Source organism: Massilia sp. WG5 (assembly GCF_001412595.2).
In the GTDB taxonomy this organism is placed as follows: domain Bacteria; phylum Pseudomonadota; class Gammaproteobacteria; order Burkholderiales; family Burkholderiaceae_D; genus Telluria.
In genome coordinates this window covers 2175399-2193715 of record NZ_CP012640.2, presented here as the reverse complement: position 1 = coordinate 2193715, position 18317 = coordinate 2175399, and the positions used below count along the sequence as shown (strand labels likewise).

The 18317-nt window shown below is 66.4% G+C and carries 18 protein-coding genes; 13 read left to right on the top strand and 5 right to left on the bottom strand.

Going from position 1 to position 18317, the window contains the following annotated elements; all coding sequences use genetic code 11:
* Positions 1-2 precede the first annotated feature (2 nt).
* Entirely contained in the window at positions 3-476 is a 474-nt protein-coding gene (locus AM586_RS09770) for a hypothetical protein (RefSeq protein WP_047825867.1), read from the top strand.
* Positions 477-592: 116 nt separating this feature from the next.
* Here AM586_RS09770 and AM586_RS09765 read toward each other — a convergent pair whose 3' ends face one another.
* Positions 593-1642 carry a M35 family metallo-endopeptidase gene (locus AM586_RS09765; RefSeq protein ID WP_047825866.1) on the bottom strand — a complete coding sequence of 350 codons (1050 nt, stop codon included), beginning with the start codon at positions 1640-1642 and terminating at the stop codon, positions 593-595.
* 272 nt (positions 1643-1914) lie between these two features.
* Positions 1915-2979, bottom strand: a complete 1065-nt coding sequence (locus AM586_RS09760; protein ID WP_047825865.1) for a M35 family metallo-endopeptidase — start codon at positions 2977-2979, stop codon at positions 1915-1917.
* 342 nt (positions 2980-3321) lie between these two features.
* On the opposite strand from AM586_RS09760, the gene AM586_RS09755 reads away from it, so the two are divergent.
* Positions 3322-5412, top strand: coding sequence for a bifunctional diguanylate cyclase/phosphodiesterase (locus AM586_RS09755; protein WP_229412955.1), 2091 nt, complete (start codon positions 3322-3324; stop codon positions 5410-5412).
* A gap of 111 nt (positions 5413-5523) precedes the next feature.
* Here AM586_RS09755 and AM586_RS09750 read toward each other — a convergent pair whose 3' ends face one another.
* From AM586_RS09750 to flgA, 3 genes are all read right to left on the bottom strand, one after another.
* Positions 5524-5991 carry a flagella synthesis protein FlgN gene (locus AM586_RS09750; RefSeq protein WP_047824224.1) on the bottom strand — a complete coding sequence of 156 codons (468 nt, stop codon included), beginning with the start codon at positions 5989-5991 and terminating at the stop codon, positions 5524-5526.
* Positions 5992-5998: 7 nt separating this feature from the next.
* A complete protein-coding gene (gene flgM, locus AM586_RS09745) occupies positions 5999-6313 on the bottom strand; it encodes a flagellar biosynthesis anti-sigma factor FlgM (protein WP_047824222.1) in 315 nt (104 codons plus the stop codon).
* A gap of 86 nt (positions 6314-6399) precedes the next feature.
* Positions 6400-7125 (bottom strand): flagellar basal body P-ring formation chaperone FlgA, encoded by a 726-nt coding sequence (flgA, locus tag AM586_RS09740; RefSeq protein WP_047824220.1) that lies wholly within the window; start codon positions 7123-7125, stop codon positions 6400-6402.
* Positions 7126-7282: 157 nt separating this feature from the next.
* On the opposite strand from flgA, the gene flgB reads away from it, so the two are divergent.
* The 11 genes from flgB (at position 7283) to flgL (ending at position 18187) form a co-directional block, all read left to right on the top strand.
* Positions 7283-7711, top strand: coding sequence for a flagellar basal body rod protein FlgB (gene flgB, locus AM586_RS09735; protein ID WP_047824218.1), 429 nt, complete (start codon positions 7283-7285; stop codon positions 7709-7711).
* Between the two features lie 3 nt (positions 7712-7714).
* Positions 7715-8116, top strand: coding sequence for a flagellar basal body rod protein FlgC (gene flgC, locus AM586_RS09730; protein ID WP_047824216.1), 402 nt, complete (start codon positions 7715-7717; stop codon positions 8114-8116).
* 19 nt (positions 8117-8135) lie between these two features.
* Positions 8136-8858, top strand: coding sequence for a flagellar hook assembly protein FlgD (locus tag AM586_RS09725; RefSeq protein ID WP_047824214.1), 723 nt, complete (start codon positions 8136-8138; stop codon positions 8856-8858).
* Positions 8859-8886: 28 nt separating this feature from the next.
* Positions 8887-10413: a flagellar hook protein FlgE gene (locus AM586_RS09720; RefSeq protein ID WP_047824212.1), complete on the top strand. Its 1527-nt coding sequence runs from the start codon at positions 8887-8889 to the stop codon at positions 10411-10413.
* Between the two features lie 116 nt (positions 10414-10529).
* Positions 10530-11270, top strand: coding sequence for a flagellar basal-body rod protein FlgF (gene flgF / locus AM586_RS09715; protein ID WP_047824210.1), 741 nt, complete (start codon positions 10530-10532; stop codon positions 11268-11270).
* Between the two features lie 64 nt (positions 11271-11334).
* A complete protein-coding gene (flgG, locus tag AM586_RS09710; protein WP_047824208.1) occupies positions 11335-12117 on the top strand; it encodes a flagellar basal-body rod protein FlgG in 783 nt (260 codons plus the stop codon).
* Positions 12118-12182: 65 nt separating this feature from the next.
* Positions 12183-12815, top strand: a complete 633-nt coding sequence (locus AM586_RS09705; RefSeq protein WP_047824206.1) for a flagellar basal body L-ring protein FlgH — start codon at positions 12183-12185, stop codon at positions 12813-12815.
* Between the two features lie 64 nt (positions 12816-12879).
* On the top strand, positions 12880-13986 hold the full coding sequence (locus AM586_RS09700; protein ID WP_269467313.1) for a flagellar basal body P-ring protein FlgI: 1107 nt from the start codon (positions 12880-12882) through the stop codon (positions 13984-13986).
* A gap of 15 nt (positions 13987-14001) precedes the next feature.
* Positions 14002-14949 carry a flagellar assembly peptidoglycan hydrolase FlgJ gene (gene flgJ / locus AM586_RS09695; RefSeq protein WP_047824202.1) on the top strand — a complete coding sequence of 316 codons (948 nt, stop codon included), beginning with the start codon at positions 14002-14004 and terminating at the stop codon, positions 14947-14949.
* Positions 14950-14999: 50 nt separating this feature from the next.
* Complete coding sequence (gene flgK / locus AM586_RS09690) at positions 15000-16940, top strand: flagellar hook-associated protein FlgK (RefSeq protein ID WP_047824200.1); 1941 nt, start codon at positions 15000-15002, stop codon at positions 16938-16940.
* 14 nt (positions 16941-16954) lie between these two features.
* Positions 16955-18187 (top strand): flagellar hook-associated protein FlgL, encoded by a 1233-nt coding sequence (flgL, locus tag AM586_RS09685; RefSeq protein WP_047824198.1) that lies wholly within the window; start codon positions 16955-16957, stop codon positions 18185-18187.
* The last annotated feature ends 130 nt before the right edge of the window (positions 18188-18317 follow it).

Here is an 18317-nt window from a genome sequence, read left to right as displayed (position 1 = left end):
CAATGGCTGCCGTGCTGCTGGCAGCGCTTGCCGCCGGCGCTGCCGGCGCCGAAAAAGGAGAGACGATGAATGTGCATGCGAGCCTGAGCGTCGACGCCAGGCATGACAAGGTGCTGGTGACTTTCAGGATCGAGAACCGCGGCGAGCGGCGCGTCGGCCTGCCGCGGGAGATCGCTTCCGATACCGAGCTGGCGCGCCGCCTGTTCGACCTGCGCGAGCATCCCGGCGACGCCCAGGTGCCCTACACCGGGCGCATGGTCAAGCGCGGGCCCCTGGGCCTGGACGACTACGTCGAGCTGGCGCCGCACTCGGCGCACGCGCATACCATCGACATCACGCATGCCTACGCCTTCAAGCCGGGCACGCATACCTATGTGATCCGCTACGAAGGGGAGGCGCTGGGGGACGTGCGGCAGCTCGGGTCAGTGAACGGGATCAAGACCGATGCAGTGATGTTCAGCCACACGGAGCGCTAATCGTCGTCGTCCCCGCGAAATCGTCGTCGCCCCGCGAAGGCGGGGATCCAAGTTTCTTGGAGCCGCCGACAACGCAAGCAAACTTGGGTCCCCGCCTGCGCGGGGACGACGTTTTTTTACTGCAGCGCCGGGGTATTCTCGCCAAAGTATTCGTGCGAGTCGGCGTTGTCGATGGCCTTGGCCGGATCGCTGATCGCCAGGCTGGCCGCGCCCGACTGGCCGTACACCCAGTCGTCGGTGCTGGCCACCACGTTGAAGTGGCTCATCTCGTGGACCAGGGTGCCGCCTTTCGAATCGGTGCCGGTCATCGGTGCGCTCCAGAAGGCCTTGCACACGTAGATGGTGTAGGGCTGGGTCGGATAGACGTAGGCGTAATAGGTCTTCTTGCAGCCGCAGTCCACCTTGATCGGCTTGGTCGCGAAGGCGTCCTTGAGCGCCGCGAAGTGCGACTTGACGGTCGCGACCCGGCCGGTGTCGACCGCGCCGAACCACTTCGTGTAGCGCGTGCCCATCGTGCCCTTGGCCATGTAGGCGTCGCCGTTGCTTGCCATCGACAGCGCGGCCGACACCGCGTTGGTGATGTCGGACTGCTGCGAGGTCGTGCACTTGTTGAAGGAGAGGGCGCCGCCTGCCGTCGTCACCACGCCGGCCTGGGCCTTCATCTCGGCCAGCGAATTGGTTTCCTCGGTCGAGCCGCGCGGACGCAGGCCGTCGATCCAGACCGTGGCGGCGTCCGACTTCAGCTCGTCCTTCTCGCGGCCGACGTGGTAGCGGATCGCATAGTCGCCGGTGGTGGCCATGTCGTAGAGCGCCGACAGTTCGACCTTCACGCTGTACGAGGCACCGGGCTTGAGCAGGAAGTAATCGGCGGCGGTGGGCGCGCCGCGCTTGGCTATCGCGCCCAGGTAGCGCACCGGCTTGCCGTCGCGCGTGATCTCGAACAGCGGCGCTTCGACTTCCTCGAACGGGGTGTGCGACTTCAGCACGTACTGCGGACTGCCCGAGGTGTTGGTGAAGGTGACCTTGACTACCACATCGTCGCGCTTGCCCAGCGCAGCCTTCTCGGGCGCGACCGAGACGGCGACGCCGCTGTTCCCCGCCTGGGCGGCCATCGACATTGCCAGCACGGCGGCGCCGGCGGCCGATTTCAGCTGATTCCTGCTCATGTTTGCTCTCCGTAGATGTCGTTATTGCTGCGAAGCAGCGCTTCTAGTGATGGGCTCGTACCCCAAAGCCCGGCAACCATCCTCGTAGAATTCATGAGCGCGCGCAAACGAAATCCGCCACTGTTGTATATACGATTGATAAATCTCAGAGCACTGAATCGTGCGCTGGAAAAGCTGCTGAGGCCGTGCTAGTAGGGTGGGCTCCCCGAGCCCACGCGTGACGTTGACGCCATGTTGACATCCGCGTGGGCACGGCGTGCCCACCCTACACATCAGCGCAGTTCGAGATGCGGCGTATTCTCCCCAAAGTACTCATGCGAATCGGCATTATTCAGCGCCCGGGCCGGATCGCTGGCCGCCAGCTGTCCGGCCGCCGCCTGCCCATACGCCAGGTCGTCGGTGCCGGCCACCACCGTGAAGTGGCTCATCTCGTGCACCAGGGTCCCGCCCTTGGAATCGGTGCCGGTCGGCGGCGCGCTCCAGAAGGCCTTGCAGACGTAGATCCTGTACGGCTGGTTCGGATACACGTAGGCGTAGTAGGCCTGCTTGCAGCTGCAGTCGACCGTCACCGGCTTGTTCGCGAAGGCGTCGCCGATCGCCTGGAAGTGGCGCAGCGCGGTGGCCGAACGTTCGGCGTCGACTGCGCCGAACCAGCTGCCGTAGCGCGCGCCCAGGGCCTTGGCCTGCAGGTAGAGATTGGCGTCCTGCGCCATCGCCTGGGCGGCCTGGGCGGCGCTCGCGATCGTCTCCTGCTGGGCGTTCGAGCAGCGGTTGAAGGACAGGCCAGCCGGGCTCTCGGGCGCCGCTGCCGACGCCTCGGGCGCGCCGCGCGGCAGGCGGCCATCGATCCACACCGCGGCGGGGCCCGTCTCCGGCCTGGCGCTCGCGCGCGCCACGCCGGGCCGGCTGAACACCTGCGTCGCATCGGCGCGCCAGCGCACGCTGTAGGCGCCGGTGATGGCCATGTCGTACAGCGCGGACAGCTCGACCCGCACGCTGCGCGAGGCGCCCGGCTTGAGCGCGACGTAGTCGGCGGCGCCAGGGGCGGGGCGCTTGACCTGCATGCCCAGGTAGCGCACCGGCAGGCCGTCGCGCGTGACCTCGAACAGCGGCGCCTCGATCGCGCCGAACGGGGTCTGCCACTTCAGCAGGTATTGGGTAGCCGCGCTCGCGTTGGTGACGGTGACGCGCACCACCACGTCGTCGCTCTTCGCCAGGTTCTGGCGCTCCGGCGTGACGCTGACCGTGACTTCGCCCGCGGCGGCGGCCAGCGCGGCCTCCGCTCCGGCCATTGCGCTGACGATGAGCGCCGCTCCCATGATCGACTTGCAGTTCATGCCTTTCTCCCAGTGCTGGTCCAGGTGTCGGTTGTAGCAGGCCGGTCGCAGGGAATATTGCCTAAGCGCAAAAGGCCAGCTTATTGATGAGGCTTTGTAGCAACAATTGACGAGCTTTTATAATCAATTGTTCGTATGTACAGGTAGCGATCGCTAGAATGTGACGATGCTGGAAGAACACAAGAGTTTCACGACGGAATTTCCCTCCTGATCGCTCATGCGCTGCCTCGGAAGAGGGCGCACCTGGCCCGCTGCGCCAACGCCTGCCGCAGCGCGGTCCTTCAGACGGCGCGTGGGCGCATTCATCGAGCAACGGGTGTCATGAGCGGATCAGATAATTCAATGGAAGCGATTGCCGGCGGGATCGGCGAAGACCTGGCGCAGCAGGTCATCGACGGCATGCCGGCGGGCCTGCTGGTGGTCGACGCCGAAGGCCGCGTACGCTCCATCAACAGCACCATGAGCGCCATGCTCGGCATTCCCGACGACGCGCTCGCCGGCCTGCCGCCGCTCGAGACGCTGATCCCGGCCGCCGCGCCGGGCGAGCGGCTGGCGGCCGCGCTGGAGACCGCGCGGGGGACCGGCGCGGCGCAGGATGGGGTGGTGGTGCCGGTCGACGGTCACGCCGACGGCGTGCGCTGGTTCGAGTTCAACATCCGCCGCACGCGCCAGGCCGGCGACGCGCTGCTGCTCCTGATCGGCCAGGACGTCACCTTCCGCCGCCAGGCCAGGCTGCGCCTGCAGGAAAGCGAGGAGTTCTTCCGCCTGATCTTCAGCCAGGCCGCGATCGGCATCGCGCTGCTGTCGCGCGAAGGACGCTTCCTGCGTGTGAACCGCAAGCTGTCGCGCATCGTCGGCTATACCGAGATCGACCTGCTGCAGCGCTTCTTTCACCAGATCACCCATCCGGACGAACTGGACGAGGACAAGGCGCAGTTCGCGCGCCTGGTGGCCGGCGAGGAGCGCGACTTCCGGCGCGAGACGCGCTACCGCTGCCAGGACGGGCGCACGGTGTGGGTGGCGCTGAGCGCCTCCAGCATGCGCGAGGCGGCGTCCGGCCAGCTCCGGCTGATCGTCGCGGTCGAGGACATCTCGCGCCGCAAGGAGGCCGAGGAAGCGCTGTTGCGCATGGCCAGCCACGACGCCCTGACCGGGCTGCCGAACCGCATGCTGCTGCAGGACCGCCTGGACCGGGCGATCGCCCAGGCCCACCGCGCGCGCAGGAAGGTGGGCGTGATGTTCATCGACCTCGACCGCTTCAAGCACGTCAACGACAGCCTCGGGCACGAGGCCGGCGACCGCCTGATCGTCGAGATCGCGCGGCGCCTGGGCGGCGCGCTGCGGGACAGCGACACCGTGGCGCGCCAGGGCGGCGACGAATTCGTGGTGGTGCTGCCCGACCTGGGCGGCCCGGACGATGCCGCGCTGGTCGCGGCCAAGCTGCTCGACAGCCTGTTCCAGCCGCTGCCGCTGTGCGGCCAGGAAGTGTTCCCGTCCGGGAGCATCGGCATCGCCATGTACCCGGACGACGGCGGCGACAGCGCGTCCCTGCTGAAGGCGGCCGACAGCGCGATGTACCGCGCCAAGACCAGCGGCGGCAATCACTACGCCTTCTACGCGGCCGACCTGGCCACCAAGGCCGAGCAGCACCTGCGCATCGAGAACGGCTTGCAGCGCGGCCTGCTGCGCAACGAGTTCGTGCTGCACTACCAGCCGCAGGTCGACGCCGCCAGCGGGCGCATCGTCGGCGTCGAGGCGCTGCTGCGCTGGCAGCCGGAGGGCGGGGCGATGGTAGCGCCCGACGAGTTCATCCCGTTGGCCGAGGAGACCGGCCTGATCGTGCCGATCGGCGAGTGGGTGCTCGAGGAAGCGCTGCGCCAGCAGGCCCGCTTCGCCCGCCTCACCGGCGGCGCGCCGCCGCGCATGAGCGTGAACATGTCGGCGCGCCAGTTCCGCGAGCAGGACCTGGCGGCGAAAGTCGAGCGCCTGCTGCTCGACACCGGCTGCGCGCCGTCCTGGCTGACGCTCGAGATCACCGAGAGCATGCTGATGGAGAATACGGCCGACGTCGCCGCGGCCATGGCGCGCCTGTCGAGCATTGGCGTGCACCTGGCGGTCGACGATTTCGGCACCGGCTATTCGAGCCTGGCCAACCTGAAGCGCTTCCCGATCCACTGCCTGAAGATCGACCGCTCCTTCGTGTCCGACATCGCCGCCGGCACCGGCATCGACGGCGACGACGCGGCGATCGTCAAGGCGGTGATCGCGCTGGCGCAGTCGATGAAGCTGGACGTGATCGCCGAAGGTGTGGAAAGCGCCGCCCAGCTCGACTTCCTGGGCGCGCATGGCTGCAGGCGGATGCAGGGGTATTACTTCAGCCGGCCGGTGACGGCGGAGAAGGTGGAGGCCTTGTTGCAGGAGCAGGAAGCGTAGACGTCGCCTTGAAACGTCGTCCCCGCGAAGGCGGGGACCCAAGCTCGTCGATCAACCGCAAGGGCGCAAGCTAAGGTAGCGGGTGCGCAAACAAGCTTGGCGGGAGCGGCCTTAACCGACCACGAACCTGCGCGACGGCCCGCTCGACATCGCCTGCCCACCCGGCCCATACACGCCGGCGCCGGCCGTGGCGGGGCGCAGTTCGTTCAGCGCGTTCTGGGTGTGGGCCAGCTGCCGGTTGACCAGCATGCCGTTGACGCGGTTGAGCTCCTTGGCTTCGCGCGTCAGTTCCAGCAAGCGGTTCCACTGATTGCGGAGATCGTCGTTGCCGCTGACCGCCAGCCAGGGTTCCATCCCGGTTTCAAGCGCGGGGAAGCCGGCGGCCGCGAGGGCGCGGTGGCGCAGGCGCGACAGCTCGGCCGCCTTCTGGGCCAGCTGCAGCTTCTGGGGGGTGAGGGTAGCGAGACCATCGGCGTCCGCACTGACCAGGAACTGCTGTTCCGTTTTCATCAGCGCCACGATGGAGCCGATCAGTTGCTGTTCGTCGCGCAGCGTTGCGCCTGGGGATGCAATGGCCATGTGTTATCTATCGTTTGCGGGAATGCAGCAGGTCGCGTACCGTTTCCAGCAGGCCGTCCGCCACTTTCTCCGAATTTACCTGGAACTGGCCATCCGCGATGGCCGCCTTGATGCGCTCGACTTTCTTGCTGTCGAACACTTGATTCGTACTGCCAGCGGCCATGGCCTGTCCTTGCTGGGACAGGCGCACGGTGTCGGTGGCGGCAGGGGTGGACGCGCTGGCGGCGGCTGCCGCTGCGTTGTCGGCGGTCCTTGCAGTCGTTGGCGGCGTGGTATTCGCCTGAACGCCTGCGTTGTTCTTGAGGGTATCGTTGATTTTCACAGCATCATCCTTTGCAGGTCGGAACAGAAAGCCCGGGATCTGCCAGGGTTATCGGCGGTCTTGCCGAAAACTTTAGCATGTGAGGGCTAAAAAGCCACCTCGACCATTCCGCCGGCCTTCGCCGTGCCGCTGACCACCGTGCCGGCCGGGGTGCGCACCTGCACCACCTGGCCTTCGCCGGCGGTGCCGATCGCGCGGCCCTCGGCCGATACGCTGAAACCGTTACCGTTCAACACCAGGCGCACCGCCTGGTTCTGCTGCACCACCGGCTTGCTGCGGAGCAGGTCCAGGCGCAGCGGCGTGCCGGCCGCCAGCGAGACCGTCGGGGTGCGCCCGATCGCCTGCGCCATGTCCGTGATGATGCCGTTCGGCATCGCCGCGATGTCGCCTTTTACCAACACCAGCTGGCCCTGCTCGACCGGCTGGCCCTGGGCCAGCGGCACCGCCGCCGTCACGTAATCGGCCTTCACGTTCACCTGGGCCTGGATGAAGACCGTCCAGGCCGAGGGAGCGGTGCAGCGCACGCCGACCGTGGTCTTGCCCCAGGCCCGCGCGCCCGGCTGCTGGAAGGCTTCCGGCGCCGGGCAGTGCGCCAGCGCGGTGCGCGGATCGACCGCGCCGACCTTCACCGACACCTCGCCCGGCAGGCCTGCGGCCTGGGTGCGCAGGAACTGCTCGGCCACGGCGCGCAGCGCGTTCGGATCCTGGCGCGCCGGCGCAACAGACGCAGACTGCGGTGCGACAGCGGCGGCCTGGGCGAGCAGCGGAACCAGCAGGACAGAGGCGAAAACGGTGGAGATGAAGCGCTTCATGGGCAGAAATCCTATTCGACCCTGCCATCTTAGGTCTCTTGATTCCGTACTGAAACTCGGAATAGCCCCGGTTTGGGACCCCTTATTGCCCGATTGGAAGACTCGACAGGCCCGTATGATCGATCCTGTCCAATAAGTTATGTGTCCCGGAGGCGGCATGATCGGCAAACTCGACGATTACCTGCGTTTCAACGAAACCGCGCTGAGCCTTCGCTCGCAGCGCCAGGAGCTGCTCGCCTCGAACATCGCGAACGCCGACACGCCCAACTACAAGGCGCGCGACATCGATTTCTCGAATGCGCTGCAGGGTGCGCTGGCGAAGGCCGCGCAGCAGCCGGGCCAGCTCGCCACCACGGCCCAGGGCCATATCGCCAACGGTCCGGCGGCGGCGGACGGCAAGACCCTGACGGACGGCACCCCGGTCCTGTACCGCAACGTGAGCCAGGGCGCGGTCGACGGCAACACGGTCGACATGGATACCGAACGCACCCAGTTCGCCGACAACGCGCTGCGCTACGAAGCCGGCATCACGATGATCAACCACCAGATCCATAACCTGCTTGCCGCCATCCAGGGGGGGCAATAATCCATGTCGCTATTTAACGTATTCAACGTGGCCGGCTCGGCGATGAGCGCCCAGTCGCAGCGCCTGAACACCACCGCCAGCAACCTCGCCAACGCCGACAGCGCCACCAGCGCGACCGGCGAGGCGTACCGCGCTAAGCAGGTCGTGTTCGAGGCCGTGCCGGTCGCCGCCGGCTCGACCGCCGTCAAGGTGCGCGAAGTGGTCGAGGATCCGTCGCCGATGAAGCAGGTGTACGACCCGAAAAACCCGCTGGCCGACGACAAGGGCTACGTCACCATGCCCAACGTGAACGTGGTCGACGAGATGGTCAACATGCTGTCGGCCTCGCGTTCCTACCAGACCAACGTCGAGACCATGAACGCGGCCAAGACCATGCTGCTCAAGACCCTGACCATCGGCCAGTAATCCACCCAGACCCTCAACCATGTCCACAGTTAACACCACCTCCGGTTCGCCCACCTCCATCAACGACCTGATGGCGACCATGAACGCCAAGGCCCCGACAAGCGGCAGCGGCGCCGAAAGCGTGCAGGCCAGCACCGACAAGTTCATGACCCTGCTGGTGACCCAGCTGAAGAACCAGGATCCGCTGAACCCGATGGACAATGCGCAGCTGACCAGCCAGCTGGCCCAGCTGCAGACCGTCACCGGCGTGAACAAGTTGAACGATACCCTGGAGTCGCTGAAGTCCAGCTACCAGAGCTCGGAAGCGATGCAGGCGACCGGCCTGATCGGCCACGGCGTGCTGGTCGAGGGCAGCAACGTGAGCCTGTCGGGCAGCAAGGGCATCCTGGGGGTGGAGCTGGGCAGCGACGTCGACAACCTGCAGGTCGTCATCAGCGACAAGAACGGCAAGGCAGTGCAGACCATGGACCTGGGCGCGCAAAAAGCCGGCATCCTGCCGCTGGCCTGGGACGGCGTCCCCGACGCGAGCAATGTCGGCAGCGACGGCAAGCCGGTCGCGCTGGCCGACGGCAACTACACCTTCCAGGTCGTCGCCACCAAGGGCGGCGACAAGGTCAGCGACGCCAAGAGCCTGGCCTTCGACAGCGTGGCCTCGGTCACCACCAACGGCCTTGATGGCGTCAAGCTGAACCTGCCCGGCAAGGGCGCGGTCACGCTGGCCGACGTCAAGCAGGTCTTGTAATCGCATTCGACAAATCTAGGAGCAGAGCATGTCTTTCCAACAGGGCCTGAGCGGCTTGAACGGCGCCGCGAAATCGCTGGACGTCATCGGTAACAACATCGCCAACGCGAGCACGGTCGGCTTCAAGGGGTCGTCCACCGTGTTCGCCGACGTCTACGCGCGTTCGCTGAACGGCGCGGGCGGCAACCAGGCCGGCATCGGCGTGGCGGTGGCGGGCATCGCCCAGCAGTTCACGCAAGGTAATATCGAAACCACGGCCAACCCGCTCGACATCGCCATCAACGGCGCGGGCTTCTTCCGCACCGAGACCTCGGGCCTGGTCCAGTACACCCGCAACGGCCAGTTCTCGCTCGACAAGAACGGCTTCATGGTGACCCCGCAGGGCGCCAGCCTGACCGGCTACGGCGTCGGCCCGAGCGGCCAGATCCTGGCTGGTGCGCCGACCCCGCTGCAGATCAGCACCGCCGACCTGAAGCCGGTGGCCACCACCAGGGTCGATACCTCGCTGAACCTGGATTCGCGCGTCGATGCGCCGTCCAACTACCCGTTCAACGCCAACGACCCGACCACCTACAACAAGCAGACCCCGGTCGACGTCTACGACACCCTGGGCAATGCGCACGTGATGTCGCTGTACTATGTGAAGACGGGCGCCGGCACCTGGGACGTGTACGCCGGCAGCGACGGCACCGAGCTGACCAACGTGAACGTGGCTGCGGCAGGACAGAAGGACGCCACCGTGACCGCCGCGCGCGACGCCTGGCTGACCGCCACCAAGGCCGTGCCGCCGGATGCGACCGACATCGCCGCCAAGCTGAAGGACTACGGCGACAAGGCATCAAGCGCCGTGGTGGCCGCCGCCACCGCCGCCGGCGCCAGCACCGTGACCATCGACGCGATCAAGGCCGCGGCCAGCAGCGCCGGCGGCACCGCCGGCTACAGCCCGGACCAGATCGACAAGGACATCTCCGCCGCCGTCTCCGTGCCCTCGGTGCCGGTCGGCCACCTGAACTTCGACTCGAACGGCGCACTGTCGGCTACCCTGATGAGCCCGCAGACCCTGCCGCTGACGGTCAACCTGCCGATCTACCCGCCGACCGGCGCGAAAGACAACCTGGCGATCAAGCTGAATTTCGCCGGCACCACCCAGTACGGCGCCGACACCAGCGAGAAGAAGACGACCCAGGACGGCTACACCGCCGGCCACCTGCAGCGCTTCTCGGCCGCCGCCGACGGCACCATCCTGGGCCAGTACAGCAATGGCCAGACCAAGCCGCTGGGCCAGGTCGTGCTCGCGAACTTCACCAACCCGGGCGGCCTGGAACCGCTGGGCAACAACTCCTTCGCCGAGACCTCGGCCTCGGGCACCCCGCTGGTCGGCACGCCCGACACCGGCAGCCTGGGCGTGCTGCAGTCCTCGGCCACCGAAGCCTCGAACGTCGACCTGACCGCCGAGCTGGTCAACATGATCACCGCGCAGCGCGTGTACCAGGCAAACGCGCAGACCATCAAGACCCAGGACTCGGTGCTGCAGACGCTGGTGAACCTGCGTTAATAGCTAAGAGCTAATTGCCAAAAACCGGGGTCAGACTCCGGATTTTGGAAATGGCTAACGATCAGTTGCCAAAAAGCGGAGTCTGACCCCGGTTTGATGGAAGACAGAGAGAGATCATGGATCGCTTGATTTACACAGCAGCCAGCGGCGCCAAGCACATCATGGAGCAGCAGGCGACCACGTCGAACAACCTCGCGAACCTCAGCACCACCGGGTTCCGCGCGCAGTTCGATACCTTCCGCGCGGTGCCGGTCCAGAGCGAGGGCCTGCCCACGCGCGCCTTCGTGGTCGACAACACGACCGGCGCCGATTTCTCTGCCGGTCCGCTGCAGGTGACGGGGCGCGACCTCGACGTCGCGGTCAAGGGCAAGGGCTGGATCGCGCTCCAGAACGCGGACGGCACCGAGTCGTACACGCGCAACGGTTCACTGCAGCTCAGCCCGAACGGCATCCTGCAGACCGCCAACGGCCAGACCATCGCCGGCGAGGGCGGTCCGATCACGATTCCACCGGACGTGACCGTGTCGGTCGGCAGCGACGGCACCATCTCGACCCTGTCGACCACCACCACCCCGGCCGCGCCCACCGTGCTGGGCCGGATCAAGCTGGTGAATCCGAACGAGGCCGACCTGGTGCGCGGCGACGACGGCCTGTTCCGCCTGAAGGACGGCAGCAGCGCCCAGGCCGATCCGGCCGTGACGGTGGCCGGCGGCGCCCTCGAAGGCAGCAATGTGTCGGCGGTCGACTCGATGGTCAACATGATTTCGCTGGCGCGCTCCTTCGAAACCCAAATGAGCCTGTTGAAGAACGCCGAGAATAACGCGGCGAAAGCCACCCAGATCCTCGCTTTGAGTTGATTGCTGCTGGGACATAATTTCATGGTGGGCGATGGAGTTCCGTCGCCGTCAGGAGAACTCCACCATGATCCGTTCCTTATTCATCGCCAAGACCGGTCTCGAAGCCCAGCAGACCAACCTCGACGTCATCACCAACAACCTCGCCAACGTCAGCACCAACGGCTTCAAGAAGTCGCGTGCGGTGTTCGAGGACCTGCTGTACCAGAACGTGCGCCAGCCCGGCGCCCAGTCCTCGCAACAGACCCAGCTCCCTTCGGGCCTGCAGATCGGTACCGGTGTGCGCACCGTCGCCACCGAGCGCATCCACACCCAGGGCAACCCGCAGCAGACCGGCAACTCCAAGGACGTGATGGTCAACGGCGCCGGCTACTTCCAGGTGCTGCTGCCGGACGGCACCCAGGCCTACACCCGTGACGGCTCCTTCCAGAGCGACGCCAACGGCCAGCTGGTCACCTCCAGCGGCTACGTGCTGCAGCCGCCGATCACGGTGCCGAACAATGCGCTGTCGATGACCGTGGGCCGCGACGGCACCGTCTCCGTGACCACCCCGGGCCAGACCGCGCCGACCCAGATCGGCTCGATCCAGCTGTCCACGTTCGTGAACCCGGCCGGCCTGGAATCGCGCGGCGAGAACCTGTACGTCGAGACCGGCGCCTCCGGCACCGCGAACACCAACACCCCCGGCACCAACGGCGCCGGCGCCCTGATGCAGGGCTATGTCGAAACCTCGAACGTCAACGTGGTCGAGGAAATGGTCAACATGATCCAGACCCAGCGCGCCTACGAGATCAACTCGAAGGCGATCACGACCTCCGACCAGATGCTGCAGAAGCTGGCACAGTTATGAAAATGGTTTTTAAAGGCACTTGGATTCCCGCCTGCGCGGGAAGCCATCGTCGCACACGGGCGGCGATGGCGATCACTTCGGCCCTGGTGGCCGGCTGCGCCGCCACGCCGACCTCGATCGTCAAGGGCCCGACCTCGGTGCGGCCGATGATGGCCGGTGCCGGCACGCCGTCCGAAGGCGCGATCTACAACGCCAGCACCTTCCGTCCGATGTTCGAGGACCGCCGCGCGCGCCATATCGGCGACATCCTCACCGTCAGCATCGTCGAGAAGACTTCGGCCAACAAGAGCGGCGCCAGCACCGGCAACAAGTCGGGCAGCGCCAGCTTCGGCGTCCCGGGGCCGTTGCAGGGCAGGCTGGGCGCGAACGTCTCCGCCAGCACCGCCAACAAGTACGCCGACGGCGACACCCAGACCGCCTCGAACGCCTTCACCGGCACGATCGGCGTGACGGTGTCCGAGGTGCTCCCGAACGGCAACCTGGTCGTGGTCGGCGAGAAGCAGGTCGCCATGAACAAGGGCGTCGAATTCATCCGCTTCTCGGGCATGGTCAACCCGGACACGATCCAGCCGGGCAACGTCGTGTCGTCGACCCTGGTGGCCGACGCCCGCGTCGAGTACCGCACCAACAGCCAGATCGACCGCGCCGAGTTCACCTCGATGATGTCGCGCTTCTTCCAATCGATGCTGCCATTTTGATGACTTGGGGTCAGATCCCGGTTCACACGGGTGGGCTCTGACCCCGACTGACTAGAACATGAATATGAACTGCAAGCTGCTCATCCTGGCCGCTGCCCTGATCGGCCCGATGCTCTCGACCCCGGCCCAGGCCGAGCGCCTGAAGGACATCGCCAGCTTCGGCGGCGTGCGCCAGAACCAGCTGTCCGGCTACGGCATCGTGGTCGGCCTCGACGGCACCGGCGACCAGACCACCCAGACCCCGTTTACCGTCCAGTCGATCATGGCGATGCTGCAGCAGAAGGGCATCAGCCTGCCGGCCGGCACCCAGCTCCAGCTGAAGAACGTGGCCGCCGTGATGGTGACCACCTCGCTGCCGGCCTTCGCCCAGCCGGGCCAGACCATCGACGTGACCGTGTCCTCGATGGGTAACGCGAAGAGCCTGCGCGGCGGCACCCTCCTCATGACGCCGCTGCAGGGCGCCGACGGCCAGGTCTACGCCATGGCCCAGGGCAACGTGCTGGTCGGCGGGGCAGGGGGCTCGGGCGGCGGCGCTTCGGTGCAGGTGAACCAGCTGGCGGTCGGCCGCATCTCGAGCGGCGCCACGGTCGAACGCGCGGTCGCGTCGAACCTCGGCGCCGACAACCAGGTCAAGCTGGAGCTGAACACCACCGACTTCGCCACCGCCAGCCGCGTGGTCGAAGCGGTCAACGACAAGTTCGGCCCGGGCGTCGCCACGGCGCTGGACGGCCGCGTGATCCGCGTGCGCGTGCCCTCGTCGAGCGACCAGCGCGTTTCTTTCCTGGGCATCCTGGAAAACATGGACGTCAAGCCGGCCGAGGCGGCCGCCAAGGTGATCCTGAATGCGCGCACCGGCTCGGTCGTGATGAACCGCAGCGTGACCCTGGACAGCTGCGCGATCTCGCACGGCAATCTGTCGGTGACGATCGGCGCCGATACGGCCGTGAGCCAGCCGCCCGCCGGCTCGCGCGGCGCCACCGTGGTGACCCAGAACCCGTCGGTCTCGGTCAAGAAGGATGCCGGCAAGGTCATCATGCTGAACAACGGCGCCTCGCTGGCCGAAGTCGTGAAGGCGATGAACGCGATCGGCGCGACCCCGCAAGACCTGCTGGCGATCCTGCAGGCCCTCAAGGCCGCGGGCTCGCTGCGCGCGGAACTCGAGATCATCTAAAAAATGAAGGCCCCCATGCTTGGCTCGACCTCTGACCTGTCCGGAAAATTCGCGCTCGACACCAACAGCCTCGGCGACCTGAAGCAGTCCGCCAAGGCCGGTTCGCCGGAAGCCCTGAAAGGCGCGGCGACCCAGTTCGAGTCCATGTTCATCAACATGATGATGAAGAGCATGCGCGACGCCACGCCGCAGGACGGCATGATGGACAGCCAGGAGACCAAGACCTTCACCACGATGCTCGACCAGCAGATGAGCCAGAAGCTGGCCAAGCGCGGCATCGGCCTGGCCGACGTGCTGGTGCGCCAGCTGACGGCGCAGCAGTCCGGCGCGGCGCTGGCCAAGGAGATGCAGTCGGGCGCGCTGGCGATCGGCAGCAATCCGGCCGGCGGGCAGGGCAGCAATGCGGCGCACCTGAAATTCGACAACGACAGCATGTCGACCGACGGCACGGCCGCCGCATCCGGCGTCACCGGCAGTGCGCGCAGCACCAGCGATGCCGGCAAGCCGGCCCACGTGCGCGCCTTCCAGGACAAGCTGGCCGACGCCGCCGAGGAAGCCGAAAAGGCAACCGGCGTGCCGGCCAAGTTCATGCTGGGCCAGGCGGCGCTGGAAACCGGCTGGGGCAAGCGCGTGATCCGCAACAGCGACGGCAGCTCCAGCAACAACCTGTTCGGCATCAAGGCCGGCCCGGGCTGGAAGGGCAAGGTCGCCACCGCCGTCACCACCGAATACGTGAACGGCAAGCCGCACGCCCGCGTCGAAAAATTCCGCGCCTACGCCTCGCATGCGGAAGCGTTCAAGGATTACGCGAAAATGCTCAGCAATAATCCGCGCTACGAAAAAGTGCTGGCCCACGGCGGTGACGCCTCGGCCTTCGCCCACGGCCTGCAGCGCGCCGGCTACGCCACCGACCCGCAATACGCAGCCAAGCTGTCGCGGATCATCAAGCACTCGTTGGCTTAAAGTTTTTGCGCATTGTGCCGACAACAATAAAGTAGACAGGAAAACAGCACATGTCCCTCCTTAGCATCGGCAAGTCCGGTTTGTACGCCGCCCAGGCGGCGCTGGCGACGACCGGCAACAACATCACCAACGCGAACGTGGCGGGCTACAGCCGCCAGGCGGTGGTGCAGGAAACGTCGATCTCGATGGGGGGCAGCAATGGATTCATCGGTACCGGCACCCAGATCGCCCAGGTCAAGCGCTATTCGGACGAGTTCCTGAACGCCCAGGTGCGCACCGCCCAGGCGTCGAGCAGCGGGCTGGATGCCTACGCAGCCCAGGTCAGCCAGATCGACAACCTGCTGGCCGACACCACGTCCGGCCTGTCGCCGGCGCTGCAGGACTTCTTCTCGGCGGTGCAGAACCTGACCGGCGACCGCGCCGGCGTGCCCTCGCGCGGCGCGCTGCTGAGCTCGGCCGACACCCTGGCCGCGCGCTTCCAGAGCATGAACGGGCGCCTGGAAGAGATCCGCCAGGGCGTGAACACCCAGGTCACCTCCAGCGTCAACCTGGTCAACACCTATGCCTCGCAGATCGCCAAGCTGAACGACCAGATCGGCAAGCTGTCCGCGGGCGACAGCCTGAACCTGCCGAACGACCTGGTCGACAAGCGCGACCAGCTGATCATGGACCTGAACAAGCAGGTCAAGGCGACTGTCATGCCGGGCGATAACAATATGCTGACGGTCTCGATCGGCAACGGCCAGCCGCTGGTGGTCGGTTCGAACAACTTCCAGCTGGTGGCCATGAACTCGCCGACCGACCAGACCCGCATCACGGTCGGCTACGAGACCGGGGGCAAGCTGTCGCCGCTGCCGGAGAGCGCGCTGACCGGCGGCGCCCTGGGCGGGGTACTGGAATTCCGCACCAAGTCGCTCGACCTGGCCCAGAATTCGCTGGGCCGCATCGCCCTGGGCCTGGCGCAGACCTTCAACGACCAGCACCACCTGGGCCTGGACGCCAACGGCAATCCGGGCGGCGACTTCTTCACGGTGACGCCGGCCGAGGTCACCAAGAACGTCAACAACAACCCGACCACCGATACCAAGATCGTCGCCACCGTGAGCGACGCCACCAAGCTGACCACCAGCGACTACAAGGTCCAGTACAACGGCTCCAACTACCAGGTGATCCGCCTGTCGGATAACCAGCCCTACGATATCACCACCAATCCGCAGGTGATCGACGGCATGTCCTATTCGATCACCGGGACCAAGGTCGCGGCCGGCGATAACTTCCTGGTACGCCCGACCATCAACGGCGCCGCCGGCCTGAAGCTGGCGCTGAGCGACGTCTCGCAGGTCGCGGCCGGCGCGCCGATCGCCACCAGCATCCCGCTGTCCAACACCGGCACCGCCAAGATCAGCGAAGGTTCGGTCACCCAGGCCTACCTGGCCTCGCCGCTGGCCGCCGGCGCCAAGATCGATATCAAGATCGTATCGGGCAATCTGACCGGCCTGCCGGCAGGGCAACAGGTGACGATGACGGTGGGCGGCAAGGACCAGCCCATCCCCATCGGCGACCCGGTCCCGTTCCAGGACGGCGCGACCTATACGGTGGCCGGCATCAGTTTTTCGATGAGCGGCGCGCCGCAGGAAGGCGACACCTTCACCATCGCCCACAACACCGGCGTCGGCGACACCCGCAACGCCAGCCTGCTGGGCGACCTGCAGTCGAAGAACATCCTCGAGAACGGCAGCGCGACCTACCAGTCGGCCTATGCCCACGTCGTCAGCGCGATCGGCAACAAGACCCGCGAAGTGCAGGTCAATTCCGAAGCCAGCGCGGCCCAGCTGGACCAGGCCAGCAAGGCGGCGGAAAACGTCTCGGGCGTGAACCTGGACGAGGAGGCGGCCAACCTGCTGAAGTACCAGCAGGCCTACCAGGCGGCCGGCAAGGTGATGCAGGTGGCGGACACGATCTTCAACGCGCTGCTGCAGATCGCGCAATAAGGGAGTTTTGAACCATGGTCCTTCGCATCAGCACCAACGCGATCTACAACGCCGGCACCACCCAGCTGAACACGCTGCAGAGCCAGATGGCCAAGACCCAGATGCAGCTGTCGACCAACAAGCGCAACCTGACCGCGGCGGACGATCCGATCGCGACCGCGCGCGCGCTCGAGGTCACGCAGTCGCAGTCGATGAACACGCAGTTCGGCACCAACCGCAGCAATGCGAACGCCTCGCTGTCGCTGGTGGACAAGACGCTGCAGGACGTGAGCGGGCAGGTCCAGGACATCCAGACCCTGATCGTCACCGCCGGCAACGGCGGCTACGACGCCAGCAACCGCGCAGCCCTGGCGACCGAACTCGAAGGTCGCCTGACCGACCTGATGGGCCTGGCCAACACCGCCGACGGCACCGGCGGTTACCTGTTCTCGGGCTACGCCTCGACCACCCAGCCGTTCTCGAAGACCGCGACCGGCGCTTCCTACCAGGGCGACCAGGGCCAGCGCATGCTGCAGGTCGGCTCGTCGCGCAAGATGGCGATCAGCGAAACCGGAAGCGCCATCTTCGAAGCCATCCCGACCGGCAACGGCAGCTTCACGACCGCCGCGGGCAGCAACAACAAGGGCGCGGGCATCATTTCGCCGGGCGCGGTGGTCGACAGCAGTAAATTGACCGGCCACGACTACCAGATCACCTTCAAGGTGGCCGGCACCCCCGCGGTGACCACCTACTCGGTCACCGACCCGTCGGCGGCGACGCCGGACCCGACCCTGCCGACGGACCAGCCTTACACCGAAGGCGCCAGCATCGCCTTCGCCGGCATGTCGATGGACATCAAGGGCGCACCCGCCGATGGCGATACCTTCAGCACCGCGCCGAGCGCGAAGCAGTCGGTGTTCACCACCATCACGAACCTGATCAACACCCTGCGCGCCCCGGCCGATGGCGCGACCGGCAAGGCGGCCCTGGCGAATGGCCTGGCCAGCGCAGGTGCGAACATGAAGAACGCGCTGGACAATGTGCTGACCGTGCAGGCCTCGGTGGGCGCGCGCATGAAGGAACTCGACAACCTCGACAGTACCGGCGACGACCTCAACGTCCAGTACCAGACCACCCTGAGCAACCTGCAGGACCTGGACATGGTGAAGGCGATCTCGCTGTTCTCGCAGCAGCAGCAGACCCTGCAGGCGGCGCAGATGTCCTTCAAGACGATGTCGGGCTTGTCGTTGTTCAATTACATAAGCTAATCGTTCCGGAATGCTATGTCTGTTGCCGCACTGAGCGGCCTCGGGTGCGGACGTATTCTGGAGGCATGACTACGCCGACTTCAGCGAATACCGCCAAACGCCGCACAGCCCCCTTGTCCCTGGCTGCATG

Coding starts and splice junctions, on each gene's coding strand:
- AM586_RS09770 (WP_047825867.1), top strand. CDS start 3: ATGGCTGCCGTGCTGCTGGCAGCGCTTGCCGCCGGCGCTGCCGGCGCC.
- AM586_RS09765 (WP_047825866.1), bottom strand. CDS start 1,642: ATGAGCAGGAATCAGCTGAAATCGGCCGCCGGCGCCGCCGTGCTGGCA.
- AM586_RS09760 (WP_047825865.1), bottom strand. CDS start 2,979: ATGAACTGCAAGTCGATCATGGGAGCGGCGCTCATCGTCAGCGCAATG.
- AM586_RS09755 (WP_229412955.1), top strand. CDS start 3,322: ATGGAAGCGATTGCCGGCGGGATCGGCGAAGACCTGGCGCAGCAGGTC.
- AM586_RS09750 (WP_047824224.1), bottom strand. CDS start 5,991: ATGGCCATTGCATCCCCAGGCGCAACGCTGCGCGACGAACAGCAACTG.
- flgA (WP_047824220.1), bottom strand. CDS start 7,125: ATGAAGCGCTTCATCTCCACCGTTTTCGCCTCTGTCCTGCTGGTTCCG.
- flgB (WP_047824218.1), top strand. CDS start 7,283: ATGATCGGCAAACTCGACGATTACCTGCGTTTCAACGAAACCGCGCTG.
- flgC (WP_047824216.1), top strand. CDS start 7,715: ATGTCGCTATTTAACGTATTCAACGTGGCCGGCTCGGCGATGAGCGCC.
- AM586_RS09725 (WP_047824214.1), top strand. CDS start 8,136: ATGTCCACAGTTAACACCACCTCCGGTTCGCCCACCTCCATCAACGAC.
- AM586_RS09720 (WP_047824212.1), top strand. CDS start 8,887: ATGTCTTTCCAACAGGGCCTGAGCGGCTTGAACGGCGCCGCGAAATCG.
- flgF (WP_047824210.1), top strand. CDS start 10,530: ATGGATCGCTTGATTTACACAGCAGCCAGCGGCGCCAAGCACATCATG.
- flgG (WP_047824208.1), top strand. CDS start 11,335: ATGATCCGTTCCTTATTCATCGCCAAGACCGGTCTCGAAGCCCAGCAG.
- AM586_RS09705 (WP_047824206.1), top strand. CDS start 12,183: ATGGCGATCACTTCGGCCCTGGTGGCCGGCTGCGCCGCCACGCCGACC.
- AM586_RS09700 (WP_269467313.1), top strand. CDS start 12,880: ATGAACTGCAAGCTGCTCATCCTGGCCGCTGCCCTGATCGGCCCGATG.
- flgJ (WP_047824202.1), top strand. CDS start 14,002: ATGCTTGGCTCGACCTCTGACCTGTCCGGAAAATTCGCGCTCGACACC.
- flgK (WP_047824200.1), top strand. CDS start 15,000: ATGTCCCTCCTTAGCATCGGCAAGTCCGGTTTGTACGCCGCCCAGGCG.
- flgL (WP_047824198.1), top strand. CDS start 16,955: ATGGTCCTTCGCATCAGCACCAACGCGATCTACAACGCCGGCACCACC.